The sequence below is a fragment of the Phaeobacter sp. JH20_02 genome (assembly GCF_048056915.1).
GTDB classification, from domain to species: domain Bacteria; phylum Pseudomonadota; class Alphaproteobacteria; order Rhodobacterales; family Rhodobacteraceae; genus Phaeobacter; species Phaeobacter bryozoorum.
The window spans coordinates 128,575-143,909 of sequence record NZ_JAYMVP010000029.1; the positions used below are offsets into that span (position 1 = coordinate 128,575).

The 15,335-nt window shown below is 61.2% G+C and carries 16 protein-coding genes; 11 read left to right on the plus strand and 5 right to left on the minus strand.

Annotation, left to right across the window (positions count from 1 at the left end; translation table 11 throughout):
- The first annotated feature begins 40 nt into the window (after positions 1-40).
- From ccoG to ccoS, 4 genes are read left to right on the plus strand one after another with little or no spacing between them, the layout of a single operon-like run.
- Positions 41-1,480, plus strand: coding sequence for a cytochrome c oxidase accessory protein CcoG (ccoG, locus tag VWY34_RS18820; RefSeq protein ID WP_340546722.1), 1,440 nt, complete (start codon positions 41-43; stop codon positions 1,478-1,480).
- Complete coding sequence (locus tag VWY34_RS18825; RefSeq protein ID WP_340546723.1) at positions 1,477-1,947, plus strand: FixH family protein; 471 nt, start codon at positions 1,477-1,479, stop codon at positions 1,945-1,947. The genes ccoG and VWY34_RS18825 overlap by 4 nt, the downstream gene beginning before the upstream one ends.
- Before the next feature lie 6 nt (positions 1,948-1,953).
- A complete protein-coding gene (locus VWY34_RS18830; protein WP_416545204.1) occupies positions 1,954-4,134 on the plus strand; it encodes a heavy metal translocating P-type ATPase in 2,181 nt (726 codons plus the stop codon).
- 43 nt (positions 4,135-4,177) lie between these two features.
- Complete coding sequence (gene ccoS / locus VWY34_RS18835) at positions 4,178-4,336, plus strand: cbb3-type cytochrome oxidase assembly protein CcoS (protein ID WP_024095921.1); 159 nt, start codon at positions 4,178-4,180, stop codon at positions 4,334-4,336.
- Between the two features lie 81 nt (positions 4,337-4,417).
- Here the strand turns inward: ccoS and VWY34_RS18840 are convergent, their stop codons facing one another.
- From VWY34_RS18840 to VWY34_RS18850, 3 genes are all read right to left on the minus strand, one after another.
- Positions 4,418-5,998 carry a D-alanyl-D-alanine carboxypeptidase family protein gene (locus tag VWY34_RS18840; protein ID WP_416545206.1) on the minus strand — a complete coding sequence of 527 codons (1,581 nt, stop codon included), beginning with the start codon at positions 5,996-5,998 and terminating at the stop codon, positions 4,418-4,420.
- Between the two features lie 322 nt (positions 5,999-6,320).
- A complete protein-coding gene (locus VWY34_RS18845) occupies positions 6,321-6,647 on the minus strand; it encodes a hypothetical protein (protein ID WP_416534606.1) in 327 nt (108 codons plus the stop codon).
- Positions 6,648-6,697: 50 nt separating this feature from the next.
- A complete protein-coding gene (locus tag VWY34_RS18850; protein ID WP_416534605.1) occupies positions 6,698-7,411 on the minus strand; it encodes an HAD family hydrolase in 714 nt (237 codons plus the stop codon).
- Positions 7,412-7,499: 88 nt separating this feature from the next.
- Here VWY34_RS18850 and clpS point away from each other — a divergent pair, with 88 nt between their 5' ends.
- The 5 genes from clpS to VWY34_RS18875 all read left to right on the plus strand — a co-directional run bounded on the left by clpS (position 7,500) and on the right by VWY34_RS18875 (position 11,641).
- Positions 7,500-7,841: an ATP-dependent Clp protease adapter ClpS gene (clpS, locus tag VWY34_RS18855; protein ID WP_416545208.1), complete on the plus strand. Its 342-nt coding sequence runs from the start codon at positions 7,500-7,502 to the stop codon at positions 7,839-7,841.
- Positions 7,842-7,855: 14 nt separating this feature from the next.
- A complete protein-coding gene (locus VWY34_RS18860) occupies positions 7,856-8,848 on the plus strand; it encodes a class I SAM-dependent methyltransferase (RefSeq protein WP_416545210.1) in 993 nt (330 codons plus the stop codon).
- Positions 8,849-8,954: 106 nt separating this feature from the next.
- The gene (locus VWY34_RS18865; protein WP_340546730.1) at positions 8,955-9,758 is read left to right on the plus strand and encodes an SDR family NAD(P)-dependent oxidoreductase; all 804 of its coding nucleotides are present in this window, start codon (positions 8,955-8,957) and stop codon (positions 9,756-9,758) included.
- A 33-nt stretch (positions 9,759-9,791) separates the two neighbouring features.
- Positions 9,792-10,685 carry an oxygen-dependent coproporphyrinogen oxidase gene (gene hemF / locus VWY34_RS18870; protein ID WP_416541121.1) on the plus strand — a complete coding sequence of 298 codons (894 nt, stop codon included), beginning with the start codon at positions 9,792-9,794 and terminating at the stop codon, positions 10,683-10,685.
- Between the two features lie 116 nt (positions 10,686-10,801).
- Positions 10,802-11,641, plus strand: a complete 840-nt coding sequence (locus VWY34_RS18875; RefSeq protein WP_416545212.1) for a GH25 family lysozyme — start codon at positions 10,802-10,804, stop codon at positions 11,639-11,641.
- 64 nt (positions 11,642-11,705) lie between these two features.
- Here the strand turns inward: VWY34_RS18875 and hemC are convergent, their stop codons facing one another.
- Entirely contained in the window at positions 11,706-12,680 is a 975-nt protein-coding gene (gene hemC / locus VWY34_RS18880; protein ID WP_340546733.1) for a hydroxymethylbilane synthase, read from the minus strand.
- A 110-nt stretch (positions 12,681-12,790) separates the two neighbouring features.
- Between hemC and hemE the strand changes: the two genes are divergently transcribed.
- Entirely contained in the window at positions 12,791-13,825 is a 1,035-nt protein-coding gene (gene hemE, locus VWY34_RS18885; protein WP_416545335.1) for a uroporphyrinogen decarboxylase, read from the plus strand.
- A 129-nt stretch (positions 13,826-13,954) separates the two neighbouring features.
- Positions 13,955-14,092 (plus strand): hypothetical protein, encoded by a 138-nt coding sequence (locus tag VWY34_RS18890; protein WP_340546850.1) that lies wholly within the window; start codon positions 13,955-13,957, stop codon positions 14,090-14,092.
- Between the two features lie 2 nt (positions 14,093-14,094).
- Here VWY34_RS18890 and VWY34_RS18895 read toward each other — a convergent pair whose 3' ends face one another.
- Positions 14,095-15,195, minus strand: coding sequence for a CaiB/BaiF CoA transferase family protein (locus tag VWY34_RS18895; protein ID WP_416545214.1), 1,101 nt, complete (start codon positions 15,193-15,195; stop codon positions 14,095-14,097).
- Between the last annotated feature and the right edge of the window lie 140 nt (positions 15,196-15,335).

Sequence of the window (15,335 nt, forward strand, 5' to 3'; positions counted from 1 at the left end):
GGGACAACCGCTGCAACAATGCAAGATTTGGAGTGAGTCCGTGAGCGATTCCGATCCCGCCCCCAGCCTATATGCCGCCAGAGAGCCGATTTTCCCCCGCCGCGTGTCCGGCGCGTTTCGTAACCTGAAGTGGTATATCATGGCGGTAACGCTGGGGATCTACTACCTGACGCCTTGGATCCGCTGGGACCGTGGTCCGGCGCTGCCCGATCAGGCGGTGTTGCTGGATCTGGCCAATCGGCGGTTTTACTTCTTCTGGATCGAAATCTGGCCGCATGAGTTCTATTTCGTTGCGGGCTTGCTGATCATGGCAGGGCTGGGGTTGTTTCTGTTCACCTCGGCGCTGGGGCGTGTCTGGTGCGGCTATGCCTGCCCGCAGACGGTCTGGACGGATCTGTTCATCCTGGTCGAGCGCTGGGTCGAGGGGGATCGGAACGCGCGCCTTCGCCTGCACCGCCAACAGAAGCTGGATTTTCGCAAGGCGCGTCTGCGGATCACCAAGTGGGTGCTCTGGCTGTTGATTGGTCTCGCAACCGGGGGGGCCTGGGTCTTCTATTTTGCAGATGCACCGACGCTGCTGCATGATCTTGTCACCGGGAATGCGCACCCGGTCGCTTATACCACTATTGCCATCCTGACCGGGACCACTTTCCTGTTCGGTGGTTTTGCGCGTGAGCAGATCTGTATCTACGCCTGCCCCTGGCCACGCATTCAGGCGGCGATGATGGACGAGGATACGCTGACCGTCGGCTACCGCGAATGGCGGGGAGAGCCGCGCGGCAAACCGCGCAAGACCGATGAGCCGGGGCTGGTCCACGGCGATTGCATCGACTGTATGGCCTGCGTCAACGTCTGCCCGATGGGGATCGACATCCGCGATGGTCAGCAGATGGAATGTATCACCTGTGCGCTTTGCATAGACGCCTGCGATGATGTGATGGAACGGATCGGTAAGCCGCGCGGGCTGATCGATTATATGGCGCTCAGTGACGAGGCGAATGAGCGCGCTGGTCATCCGCCCAAGAACATCTGGAAGCATATCCTGCGCCCGCGCACGCTGATGTATACGGCACTCTGGGGGGGCGTTGGTCTGGCGCTCCTGTTTGCCCTGTTCATCCGTTCGGACATCGAGTTGACGGTGGCCCCGGTGCGCAACCCGACCTTTGTGACGCTCTCGGACGGCTCGATCCGAAACACTTATGATGTGCGGTTGCGGAACAAGACTGGAGAGCCACGCCCGTTTGAACTTTCGATCAAGGGAGCGCCAGGCATGCAGCTCACGCTGGAAGGCATTGATGGCTCGATCGTCACGGTGCCTGCCGATACCAGCCTGCTTCAGCGCGTTTATATCGTGGCACCGAAATCCGCCGATGCCGCCGCAGCGCGCAGCACGCCGGTGCGGATCTGGGTTGCAGATATCGACAATGGCGAACGTGCGTATAAGGATACCAGCTTTAACGGGAACGGGAGCAGCCAATGACCGAGGGCAAACCGACACGACAGTTCACCGGCTGGCACGCGCTTATGATCTTCGGCGGCGCCTTCACCGTGATTATCGCTGTCAATATCGCGCTGGCGGTCAATGCGGTGCGGACGTTTCCCGGGCTGGAGGTCAAGAACAGCTATGTCGCAAGCCAGAGCTTCGATGCCCGTCGCGATGCGCAGCAGGCTCTGGGCTGGTCAGTCTATGCCTCGGCCGCCGGGGATCAGGTGAAACTGGAGATCACCGATGCCAATGGCGCACCGGTTGAGGTGGCACATTTGGCAGCGACACTCGGCCGTGCCACCCATGTGAAGGATGATCAGACACCTGATTTTCGCTTTGACGGTACGGCCTATGTCGCAGCTGCGCAGCTGAGCGCGGGCAATTGGAACATCCGAATGGTGGCCCGGGCCGAGGATGGCACCGAATTCACGCAGCGGGTCATCCTGCATGTGGCGCGGTAACTGGCCATGAGCACCGCCTTTGGCCCCCAACTGGCCGCATGCCCCGGCTGCGTCGCAGCGCCAAACGGCGCGGTTGAGCAGGCGCCGACCGAGGCACGTCTGGCCCTGTCGCTGCCCAGTATTCATTGTCAGGCCTGCATCTCCACGGTGGAGCGGGGTCTGAATGCGGTGCCGGGCGTGCGGAGCGCTCGGGTCAATCTCACTCTGAAACGCGCGCTGATTGAGGCCGATCCCGAGGTGCGTGCGCTTGATCTGGTGCCAGTATTGGAACAGCTTGGGTTCGAGGCGCACGAGCTTGACCTGTCGGCGTTGGGCGCGACCGAGACCGATCAGGCGGGACGTGAGCTGCTGATGCGTCTGGCGGTGGCCTTCTTCGCGTCGATGAATGTGATGCTGCTGTCAGTCTCGGTCTGGTCAGGGGCAAGCGATGCAACCCGTGACATGTTCCACTGGATCTCTGCGGCGATCACCTTCCCGGCGATCATCTTCGCCGGGCAGCCTTTTTTTCGCAACGCCTGGCAGGCTTTGCGGGTGGGGCGGCTCAATATGGATGTGCCGATTGTTCTGGCAATCGTCCTGGCGCTGGTGACCTCTCTGTGGGAGACCTCGCTCTCTGGTGAACACGCCTATTTCGACGCGGCGCTGACATTGACGTTCTTCCTGCTGGCCGGTCGCTATCTGGACCATCGTACCCGCGCCGTGGCGCGTTCTGCTGCCGAGGAACTGGCGGCACTGGAGGTCCCGCGCGCCCTGCGGCTGGATGAGGCCGGGCAACCGGCGGAGGTTGCCGTTGCCGATCTGGCCATTGACGATCGTATTCTGGTACGCCCGGGCGGTCGGATGCCTGTGGATGGTGTCGTCCTGGACGGGCAGTCGGAACTGGATCGCTCTTTGCTCACCGGTGAAACGCTGCCGGTTTTTGCCGAAGTTGGGAGCCTTGTTTCGGCGGGTGAGGTCAATCTGACCGGACCCTTGGTTGTGCGCGCGACCGCCGTCGGGGCCGAGAGCTCCCTGCATCAGCTTGCCGATCTGGTCGCCATCGCAGAGTCCGGGCGGTCACGCTATACGTCGCTGGCGGATCGCGCGGCGAAGCTATATGCGCCCGGGGTTCATATCCTGTCCGCGCTGGCCTTCCTTGGCTGGTATCTCTTTACCTTCGACATGCGAGTGGCGCTGAATATTGCCGCTGCAGTGCTTATCATCACCTGTCCCTGCGCGCTGGGGCTGGCGGTCCCTGCGGTGACAACTGCGGCCTCGGGGCGGCTGTTCAAGAAAGGCATGTTGATCAAACACGCAACTGCGCTGGAACGTCTCGCTGAGGTCGATATCGTAGTGTTCGATAAGACCGGCACGCTGACCAATGGCAACCCTCAATGTGATGACTTCGACCAGCTGTCTCTGCCAGATCAGCGGTTGACCTATGCGCTGGCACAGGGGTCTGATCATCCGCTGTCGGTTGCAATCTGCCGTGCTGCGGAACAGGCCGGGATTGAGCCTGCGTTGCTGACAAGGCAGGAAGAGGTGCCGGGATTTGGCACCGAGGGGCAGCACGGGGGGCAGCGGGTGCGTCTGGGGCGCGCGGCATGGGTTGGCGCGGCGCCGGGGCAGAAGACCGCCGCCTATCTTGATCGCGGTGATGGTGCGCCACAGGCTTTGACGTTTTCGGATAGTCTGCGTCCCGGCGCCGCTGCGGCGGTAGAAGCGTTGCAGGCGGCGGGGAAGGACGTCTGGCTGATTTCGGGTGACACTGAAGGAGCGGTGAGCGAACTTGCAGGCCACCTCGGGATCCAGAACTGGATGGCCTCCGCCTTGCCGCAGGATAAATGCGATCAGGTCTCGGCCTTGTCCAGCGCGGGCCACCGGGTGCTGATGGTCGGTGATGGTTTGAATGACACTGCTGCGTTGGCGACAGCACATGTGTCCATTTCGCCCGCTTCGGCGCTGGATGCAGCGCGGGTTGCGTCGGATATCGTTCTGCTGGGACAGGATCTGGCCCCCATAGCCGAGGCCTGCAATGTCGCGCAGAAGGCAACCCGACGCATTCGCGAGAACTTTCGCATTGCGACACTCTACAACGTGATCGCGGTTCCCTTGGCTGTGGCAGGGCTTGCGACCCCTCTTGTGGCTGCCTTGGCGATGTCGACATCGTCGATTACAGTATCCCTGAACGCGTTGCGCCTGCGCTGATGATGACCGCAGGCGACCGGCAGCCCAATTCAAGAGAGCCAAGATGAGCGTACTTACCTATCTGATACCGATCTCCCTTTTCCTGGGGGGCGTGGGACTTGTCGGTTTTCTCTATACTGTGCGCTCGAACCAATATGACGATCCAGAAGGTGATGCGCGCAGGATTCTCAGCGACGAATGGGATGATCACCCCAAGCCGTGATTGAACGCTCGCGTGATGGCACGGACCTGCAAAAGAAAAGGCGCCTTCTGGCGCCTTTTCCTATTGGCTTTGTGGCCCGCTTCAGGAGGGGCCGACCGTTTCGCAGGTGATGTTGCGGGCAGAGAGGCGGCGGCAGGCGAGGGCCGCACTCTCCTTGGTCATGCCAAGAAAATTGGCATCAAAGCCACGAGGTGTCTTAACAACTTTGCGCAGGCTGCCATCGAGGGTTGCCATTTCGGCAAGTGCCGTGCGCAGCAGCACTTTTTCGGCCTGATAGCGGCTGCCGTAGCGGCCCACGTTGATACCCCAGTAGCGCCCGCCCGAGGTCGAGAGCCGGGTGACAACCACGGGTTCCGGCTCGGCTGCGGTCTGGTTCGTGGCCAGCCGTGCCGGACGGGCCATGGGGCGCAGACCTACAAAGGGGCGTGGTCTGGCAATCGGAGCAGCCGTTTGTTCGGCTACGGCCGCTACGATTTCTGCCTCGGCGATGGCCGCCGTGATGCTGGCCTGTAGAACATCGCGATCCAGCTTCGGCGGTGCCTCTGCTGCTGGGATTTCGCTGGTGGTCGTCTCAGTCTCAGCCTCGGTCTGAGCCTCAGCCAGCACCGTTGCGGCCTCAGGTTCAGCGGCGCCTGGACGGCGTTTGGGGCGCAGGCTGGTTTTCACCAGACCCGAGACGCGAATGGTCTTGCCCGCCGCCCCGTCGGCAGCCGGTTCGTCAGCGCTGGCCAGCTGGGTGCCAAGACCACGATTGCCCTGATAGGGCGGGCGCGCCGGCCGCCGCAATTTGGCGCTGCTTGGCGCGCGGCGAAACCCAAGATCGAGGAGTTCAGCGACTTTGGCATTACGAGAGGTTGATGATTTGCCGCCAAAAACAGTGGCAATGATCCTTTCGTTGCCACGTTCTGCGGAGGCGACGAGATTGAAACCTGCGGCCCGGGTGTAGCCGGTCTTGATCCCGTCGGCACCGCGATAGGCCGCAAGAAGACGACGGTTGGTGTTGGGCACGTTGCGCACACCGGCATCCGCCGAACGGCGCGAGAACAGATTGTAATACTCGGGATAATCATAGAGCAGATGCCGCCCGAGCGTGGTCATGTCACGCGCGGTGGACAGATGCCCGTTCTGGGTGAGGCCATGGGCGTTCTTGAAGGTGGTGCGAGACATCCCAAGCGCCTTGGCCGTGCGGGTCATGCGGCGGGCGAAGGCGGCTTCCGATCCGGCGAGTGTCTCGCCAATGGCAGTGGCGGCATCATTGGCGGATTTTACGGCAGCGGCCCGAATTAGGTAGCGAAAGGCGATGCGCTGTCCGGCCTTCAAACCCAGTTTCGACGGTTGCTCGGATGCGGCGTTACGGCTGATCTTCACCTCTGTATCGAGGCTAATCTCGCCGTTGCGAATGGCTTCAAACGCAATATAGAGCGTCATCATCTTGGTCAGAGAGGCCGGGTGCAGCCGGGTGTCTGCATTTCGGGAGTGCAGGACTTCGCCCGTCCGGGCGTCGATGACCATCGCGGCATAGGGGGCTGCCATCGCACTGGGCGGCGCAGTTGCGACCATCGATAGGAAAATAACCAGTCCCAAGACCCAACGCCCCAAACGGGAATACACCCGCAAAGCGCGGATCAGCGGAGTCCGCCTGACCTGCACGATATCTGCCATTTTTGCCTCTTGTCGCCGGTTTTCCGACTGACGTTTTTGCCTGTATTAAAAAAGCGTAGCACAGGGTCACTTTGGAATAAACAGCCCGGTTTTTAAGGAAAAATCGAGTTCAGAGTTTGCTCTTCGACATCTAGTGGTGCGCTGCAATGATGACCACTAGATCGGCGGTTGGTTAAGGAAGTGTTAGCGAAAAAAATTGCTGCGGCGCGTGCTATTGGCGGTTGCACGCCTGCGTCTGGTGCCCTGCTGCAACAAGGCACGGCCGACACGCCGCCCATTGAGCGATTCCAGCAGGGCATGACGGGCTGAATCAGCGAGTCTGTCAGGGGTGATGCGGTCCTGTCGTGTAGAAAGGCCCCGTGTAGGCCAGCTCCAGAGAGAAGGCGCAGGGGGTGGAGATTCGTGCTGTGATTGCGGTTTTCAACGCCGCAAGCAGCCTGTTGGAAAATGCGGCATCGCGATGGGGTTTAACCAGAACGGAGACCTTCACCACAACATGGCTGTGATGATAGGCGTCGGTCGGATAGCCGCGTCCCTTGCAATCACCGGCCCCATCGTCGTGGGATAGGATGACCTGTTCGATTTCTGCCAGGATCGCGGGGATGTCGAGATCCAGATCGCTGCTGTATTTGATTTCGGCGTGGGGCATTGGTGTGTCCGTTTGTTGAGTGGTGAAGGCGAGAGTCGCGATAGCGCGGATCAGCCGATCTCAGCCACCAGCGCGGGCAGTGCGCCCAGATCCGCGATTTCGGTGTATCGAGGGCTATGGGTCGGCGCCGGAGCAAACTCGACCTCCCAGATCAATCCATGCGGCACATATGTGCCCCAGCCGCCTGCCTCGATTGCCGGGACCACGTCCGAACGCATGGAATTGCCAACCATCATCGCCCGCTCCGCGCCATCGCCGTGGCGCAGGAAAATATCGGCATAGATCTGCGGCGTCTTCTCCGAGACGATTTCGACCCCGTCGAACAGATCACCCAGCCCGGATTGCGCCAGCTTGCGCTCCTGATCCAGCAGGTCGCCTTTTGTGACCAGCACCACCCGGTGGCTGTCGGCCAGAGCTTCAACCGCTGTCCGCGCGTTCTCCAGCAACTCGATAGGGTAGGATAGCATCATCTGCCCGGCGGTGATCAGCTCCTGTATGACGCAGGCAGGCACTTGGGCCTCTGTCACGTCAATGGCGGTTTCAATCATCGACAGGGTGAACCCCTTAACGCCATATCCATAACGCCCGAGGTTCTGTTTTTCCGCTGCCAGCAGCCGCTCCCCCAAAGCCTGCGAATCGAGATCATCGGGAACGTGATCCATCAGCAATTCGGCAAAGCGGTCCTGGGTGATGCGGAAAAATCGTTCATTATGCCAAAGGGTATCATCGGCATCGAAGCCAATTGTTGTCAATTTTCGAGTCAATCCGACACTCTCAATCTCTTTTCCTATCCATCAGAAAGGCTATATAAGCGGGACATCAAAATCCATCCACGATCGGAAGTCTGTGCCAATGCTGCATACGCCAGTTATGATGTCGGATCATTCAGATGACGATACCGATCTCGGTGTCCTGACCAAGACCCGACCCAAAACGCAGCGTCCGCCGCGCTACAAGGTGCTGTTGCTGAATGACGATTACACTCCGATGGAGTTCGTGGTCATGGTGCTGGAACGGTTCTTCAGCATGACCCATGCCGAGGCCTTCGAAGTGATGCTCACCGTTCACAAGAAAGGCGTCGCGGTGGTCGGCGTTTTCAGCCATGAGATCGCCGAGACAAAAGTGGGGCAAGTGATGGATTTTGCCCACCGCCATCAGCATCCGTTGCAATGCACGATGGAAAAAGAAGAATAAAAAGAGGCTTTTAGATGTCTGTTCGCCTGTCCCTGGCCGTCGAGACGGGCGGATTTTCCGTGCCCGACTCCGGCCGCATCGTTGTGTTTCACCCGCTGTCCGACCTTGACCTGTCGGCGCTGCCAAAAGAGCGGCTGCTGATCGTACAACCCTTTGCGCCCGATCATATTGCGCTGGCGGGCCAAGGCTACGATTGCGTGCCCGAACTGCCTGCGGACGAGCGATTCGCGGCAGCGGTTGTTCTCTTGCCACGGGCGAAGGCTCTGGCGCGCGCGCTGCTGGCCAAGGCCGCCGAGGTCTGCGACGGCCCCGTGCTTGTCGATGGTGGCAAGACCGATGGGATCGATTCGGTGCTGAAGGCGCTGCGTGCCCGCACCGAAGTGTCGGCCCCGATATCAAAGGCACACGGCAAGGCGTTCTGGTTCGACGCGACGCACTCCGATCTGGCGGACTGGCAGGGCGCAGCTGCCCAGGTCGAGGGTGGTTTTCAGACGGCTCCCGGTGTGTTCTCCGCCGATGGCATTGATCCGGCTTCGGCTCTGCTGGTCGCCGCACTGCCGGAGAAGCTGGGCCGCAATGTGGTCGATCTTGGGGCCGGGTGGGGCTATCTCGCCGCTGCGATCCTGCAACGCGAGGGCGTGACGGCGCTGCATCTGATTGAGGCCGATCATAATGCCCTCAGCTGTGCGCGAAAGAACGTCAGCGATCCCCGCGCCCACTTCCACTGGGCCGATGCCCGCAGCTGGTCTGCGCCAGAACGGGTTGATTGCGTCATCTCCAATCCGCCGTTCCACACCGGGCGCACGGCAGAACCGTCGCTCGGACAGGCGTTTATCACTGCGGCGTCCGGTATGCTGGCACCGTCAGGGTCGCTCTGGATTGTTGCAAACCGGCATCTGCCCTATGAGGCGACGCTTGCCGAGCAGTTCGTAACAGTCGATGAGGTCGCCGGGGACAATCGGTTCAAGGTTCTGCGGGCCAGCCGACCGCGTCGTCACCGTCGCTGACAACGACCAAACACAAAGGGTGGTTCCTTTGTTTCTGTCGGCAGTCTAGGTTGCTGAAAAACGGGGTGGTGCCGTGGCGCCCCCCGGATCCTGACGGAGATCATTCATGTCTTTTTCCATTTCCGGCAAAACGGCCATCGTCACCGGTTCGGCCAGCGGCATCGGTCTTGCCATTGGCAAGCAATTCGCAGCAGCCGGTGCCAATGTCATGTTTGCCGATACCGATGAGGCGGCGCTGCTGAGCGAGCTTGGCACGCAAGCGGATGAAAGCAATATCCGGTACTTTGCCGGGGACCTTCGGGAACGGCTGACCATTGCCAATCTTTTGTCGGCAACCATTGATGCCTTCGACGATATCGACATCCTGGTCAATGGCGCACGGCAGGTGGTGCCGACCGATCCGCTCGACCCGGAAGACAAGTCGATGGAGCTGCTGCTCAACGAGACGCTGTTGCCGACCATGCGCCTGTCGCAACAGGTCGCACGGCGGATGATCAAACAGGGTGAGCAACGCGACAATGGCGGGCCCAATGGCGCCATCATCAACCTGTCATCCATCGCCGCGCGCCGCTCGCACCCGGAACTGCTGGCCTATTGTGTGGCTTCGGCTGCGCTTGATCAGTTGACCCGGTCGCTGTCGGTTTCGCTGGCCCCTCATAGGATCCGGGTCAACTCCATTGCGTTCGGCTCTGTAATGAGCGCGTCGATGCAGGCGACGCTCAAGGATAATCGCGCCTATCGGCAGGATATCGAACGCCATACCCCCTTGGGGCGTATTGCCTCTCCCAGTGAACTTACCGAGGCGGCGCAGTTCCTGGCCTCTGACGCGGCGGCTTTTATGACCGGCCAGATCGTTACCCTGGACGGTGGCCGCACGCTGCTGGACACTGTCGCGGTGCCGGTCCATTAAGCGGCTTTCACCTTTGCGCATATAGGCGACCAGATGAGCATTGAAATGATCGACGAAAAAGCCCGAGCGGCAGCTTGGTTCAGATCCTTGCGTGATACGATTGTGGCCGCCTTCGAGGCGCTGGAAGACAGCCATGCCAGCGGCCCTTTCAGTGATCAGCCTGCCGGCCGTTTCGAGGTCAGCGAAACCACGCGCTCTGCCGAGGATGGCAGTGATGCCGGTGGTGGCCTGATGAGCGTGATGCGCGGCGGTCGCGTCTTTGAAAAGGTCGGCGTGAATATCTCTGAGGTCTACGGCACATTGGGTGAGCGCGCGCAGAATGCCATGGCGGCGCGCAAGGGCATTCCGGGGATGAAGGACGATCCGCGCTTCTGGGCCTCTGGCATCTCTCTTGTGGCACATATGCAGAACCCCCATGCCCCCGCGGTCCATATGAACACGCGGATGTTCTGGACCCCGCATGCCTGGTGGTTTGGCGGGGGGTCTGACCTGAATCCATGTATCGAATACGATGAGGACACCGCCCATTTCCACCGCATGCAGGAACAGCACCTGGCGGCCCATGGCGCCGGGCTGTATCCCCAGCTCAAGGTCTGGGCGGATGAGTATTTCTACATCCCTCACCGGCAGAGGGCGCGCGGGGTTGGCGGCATCTTCATGGATGACCGCAACAGCGGCGACTGGGAGGCGGATTTCGCCCTGACGCAGGATATTGGCCGCGCCTTCCTTCCTGCCTATCTGCCGTTGGTCGAAAAACGCAGGCCGATGGCATTTGGCGCAGCGGAGAAAGACGTCCAGCTGGTCCATCGCGGCCTCTATGCCGAGTATAATCTGGTCTATGACCGCGGCACCAAATTCGGCCTGGAAACCGGCCATGACGCCAATGCGGTCCTGATGAGCCTGCCGCCGATGGCGAAATGGGTCTGATCAGGGCGCGCGATCTCCTGCTGATGGCGCGGGCGCGCTGTCTTGATCATTGCTCTGAACGGGCTGGCGGGCTTTACTGAACCAAAGCGAAAATCGCAGAGATCGGGCAGGTCGGGATGAGCAGATTTTGGTGGGTGCTTGCAGGGATGATGGTCCTTGCCGCTTGTAGCGGCCGAACAACACCGGTTGCGCCACCGACACCGCCAATAGGCCAGCCGGTGCAGCCCGGAGAAACCACCGCCAGCCTTGCCGCGGCGCGGGCGCGGCTGATCACCCACCCTAAATTCGCCGACAGCGATCCGCACCCTTGGGACGGGCGCACGCCATGGTCGTACCCCATCCATGGCATCGACGTCTCACGCTGGCAGGGGGACATCGACTGGCGCCGGGTTCGGGCTGCAGGCATCAGCTTTGCCTATCTGAAGGCAACAGAAGGCGGTGATCTCACCGATCCGAAATTCCGCGATCACTGGCGTGCCGCACGACAGGCGGGCGTCAAACGCGGCGCCTATCATTACTTCTACTTCTGCCGCCCGGCCGCGGAACAGGCGCGCTGGTTCATCCGTCATGTCCCCCGCGACAGCGCGGCCCTGCCGCATGTGCTGGACATGGAGTGGACGCCGCATTCTCGCACCTGCACCAAACGTCCCTCCGGCGCCAGGGTGCGGGCGGAGGCAAAGCGGTTTCTGGACCTTCTGGAAGCGCATTATGGCCAGCGGCCTGTGCTCTACACGACGGTGGATTTCTACCGTGAGACCAGCATCGGCCGCCTGCGGGATACTGAGTTCTGGTTGCGCTCGGTCGCGGATCACCCGCATGTCACCTATCCCGGTGCGCTCTGGCGGTTCTGGCAATATACCGGCACCGGACGCGTGCCCGGGATCACTGGCAACGTCGACCTCAACGTCTTTGGCGGCGGGCCAGAGCGTTGGCTGCGCTGGTCGGGGCAGATCTGAGCTGCACCGGCCGGGCCATCTTCTGGCTCAAAATATCCCGGAGCGCGAGGCAGCGCCTCGCATTCTACTGCCGATCCTGGTGCTTCCAGTCGAAAAAGCCCGCTCCGGCCTGCGCCAGAAGTTTCGCGGCCATCTCGCGGCCCAGCTCCGCACCGTCTTCGAGCGCACAGGTCTGATCGTCATTGATCGCTTCCGATCCGTCAGGGCGCAGGACTTCGCCGCGCAGCCTCAGGCTGTTGCCCTCCAACGTCGCAAGACCAGCGATCGGGGTCTCGCAAGAGCCATCCAGCGCGGCAAGAAATGCGCGCTCGGCGGTCAGGCGCAGCCCGGTCTCGCGGTCATGCAGAGCCGCCAGCATATCACCGATACGGCTATCGCCCTGTCGGCGCTCAATGCCAATGGCACCCTGGGCGACGGCGGGTAGCATGTCTTCTGGGGGGATGGCGGTTGCAGGAACCTGATCGGCGCCAAGACGGTTGAGCCCGGCCATCGCCAGAAAGGTGCATTCGGCCACACCATCGCGCAGTTTGGTCAGCCGTGTCTGCACATTGCCACGAAATTCCACAACCTTGAGATCGGGACGCCGATGCAGAAGCTGTGCGCGCCGCCGCAGTGAGGAGGTGCCGACAACGGCGCCTTCGCGCAGCTCCGCGATGGATGAGACATTGGCGCAGATGAAAGCATCACGCACGTCTTCACGCGGCAGATAGGTGTCCAGCAGCAACCCCGCAGGCTGCGCTACGGGCATGTCCTTCATGGAATGCACTGCAATGTCGATGGCACCGGACAGCAGGTCCTCTTCGATCTCCTTCGTGAACAGCCCCTTGCCACCCAATGTCTTCAGCGGTTTATCTGCCGCGATCAGCGCCTGATTGTCACCGCTGGTCTTGATCACGACAATGTCGAATGCGTCCTGTGGCAGATCGAAGGCGGCCATGAGCCGGGCGCGGGTTTCATGGGCCTGGGCCAGCGCCAAAGGCGAACCGCGGGTGCCGATTTTCAGGGGCGAAGCGGGGGAGGGCAGATCGATCTGTGTCATATATCGACCCTTAATAGCGACATAATGCCATGACAAGCACCGGTCCTGCTGCCCTTGACAATTTGCCGCCAAGGCTAGACCTCAGATGCAACACAGATATGAGGGTGATCATGGCCGAACAGAAGAAGCTGCTGCGCGCATTGGCGGGCGAGACACAGGATGTGCCGCCGATCTGGATGATGCGCCAGGCGGGCCGCTATTTGCCCGAGTACCGCGCCACCAGGGCTGAGGCCGGCGACTTTCTGTCGCTCTGCTATAATCCGGAACTGGCGACTGAGGTGACGCTGCAGCCGATCCGTCGCTACGGTTTCGATGCAGCGATTCTGTTTGCCGATATCCTCTTGGTGCCGCAGGCACTCGGGGCTGATCTTTGGTTCGTGACCGGCGAGGGGCCGCGCCTGTCGACGGTCACAACGGAGAGCGATTTTGCCAAGTTGGGACCGGTCAGCGACATCCATGAGACGCTGAACCCGATTTATGAAACCGTGCGGCTGCTCTCGGCTGCCTTGCCCCGCGAAACCACGCTGATCGGCTTTGCCGGAGCGCCCTGGACCGTCGCGACCTATATGATCGCGGGACGCGGCACGCCGGATCAGGGGCCTGCGCATCTGCTGCGTCAGGAAAAAAATCCGCTGTTTGAAGCGCTGCTGAACCGTATCACTGAGGCGACGATCGAATATCTCTCGATGCAGATCAAAGCCGGTGCCGAAGTGGTCAAGATCTTTGACAGCTGGGCAGGATCGCTGAGTGGCGAGGCGTTTGAGAAATACGCATTGGCTCCCTGCCGCCAGATCACTGCCGCGCTGAAACAGCGCCATCCCGAAATTCCTGTGATCGGTTTCCCGCGTGAGGCGGGGGAAAAATATGTCGGTTTTGCCAGGGCGACGGGTGTCGATTGTGTGGCGCTTGATAACTCCGTTGACCCCGAATGGGCGGCGGCCAATGTGCAGGTTGACGGCTGTGTTCAGGGCAATCTTGCCTCGCGCCATATGGTGACGGGGGGGCAGGAGCTGATTGATGACACCCACCGTATCGTCAAAGCTTTCGGCAAGGGGCCGCATATCTTTAACCTCGGCCACGGGATCACCCCGGATGCCGATCCGGACAATGTGCAACGGATGATCGACGCGGTGCGCGGCAGCTGACCGGGCCGAACAGAGCTGTCCGGCGATCATGTTCGTCTTGCGCGCTGAGGCCAATTGCGGCATCAGCGCGTTTTCCACTCACGCCGAAAGGGCAAGTCGATGGATTACAAGAAATCTGGAGCCCCCAGAATGGGCAAAAACAGCCCGCGTCATCAGGAGCATAATGCCAAGGGCAGCGCCAAGAACCCCTATGGTGCGCGCGAAACCAAAGCCGAACTCCTGGCGCGGATGAAAGCAGCGGCGGAGAAGGCCAAGAAAGACAGCTGATCCTAGCGCTGCCGTTGCCTCAGCTCCGCCAGTATCTCGGAATTGTGCTGGCCACGTGCCGGGGCCGGTGGGACCTCCCAGCTGTCCTGACCAGAGAACCGTGGCGCCGCAGCGGCCTGGAGGCCATTCTCAGCTGTTACCCAGGTCCTGCGCTGGTTCATCGGATGTGCCTCTGCCTCGATGGGTGACAATACCGGTGCCACGCAGGCGTCGCTGCCCTTGAATAGCCTGTCCCAGTGGTCGCGCGGCTGCGCGGCAAAGATACCGGCCAGCCTTGCGCCCAGCACCGGCCAGAGGCTTTTGTCGTGCTGCCGGGCGAATTGGGCATCCTCGCTCAGATCGAGGCGCGACAGAAACTCGGCGTAAAACTGTGGTTCCAGACATTGCACGCTGATGTACCCGCCATCGGCGCAGACATAACAGCGGCTCCAATGCGGCCCATCCAGCAGGCTTCTCCCACGCTGGCTGCTGAACTGTCCGGCCTGCTGCAACGTCATCAACAGGTTCATCATATGGGCCGAGCCATCGTAGATCGCGGCATCGACGACGCATCCGGCTGGCGTGTCGCCGTGACGGGTTTCGCGCCTTACCAGCGCTGCCAGAATACCCGCGACCAGATAAAGCGCGCCACCGCCGATATCGCCCACCAAAGTCGCCGGTGGCTGGGGAGGGGTGCCGGGCGTTGCATCATACCAAAGCGCCCCGGACAGCGCGATATAGTTCAGGTCGTGACCGGCGGTTTCGGCCAAGGCGCTATCCTGCCCCCATCCGGTCATACGCCCATAAATGAGGTCGGGGTTGCGGGCGTGACATGTGATCGGCCCCAGCCCCAGCCGCTCCATAACACCGGGTCGAAAGCCCTCGACCAGCGCATCGGCATTCTCGACGAGATGCAGCAGCGTTTCGACGTCAGCCGGCGATTTCAGATCCAGCGTGATGGAGCGTTTGCCGCGATCAATGATCGGATGTGCAGGCATCAAACCCGCGCCCTCGCCTTTGCGGTGAACGCATATGACATCCGCGCCAAGATCCGCCAGCATCATCGCGGCGAAGGGCGCAGGGCCCAGCCCTTCGATCTCGATTACACGAATTCCTTTCAGCATGGCGGGCCTCCTGTCGGGTAATGTCGGATGATGTCGCGACCTTGCTGTCAGCCTAGCGGCTTTCTGCCCGGCCCCAAGAAGACCGTTGCGGCACATCCCGAATACTGCTGTTTTCGGATCAGATTTTTCTGAAGAAAGCG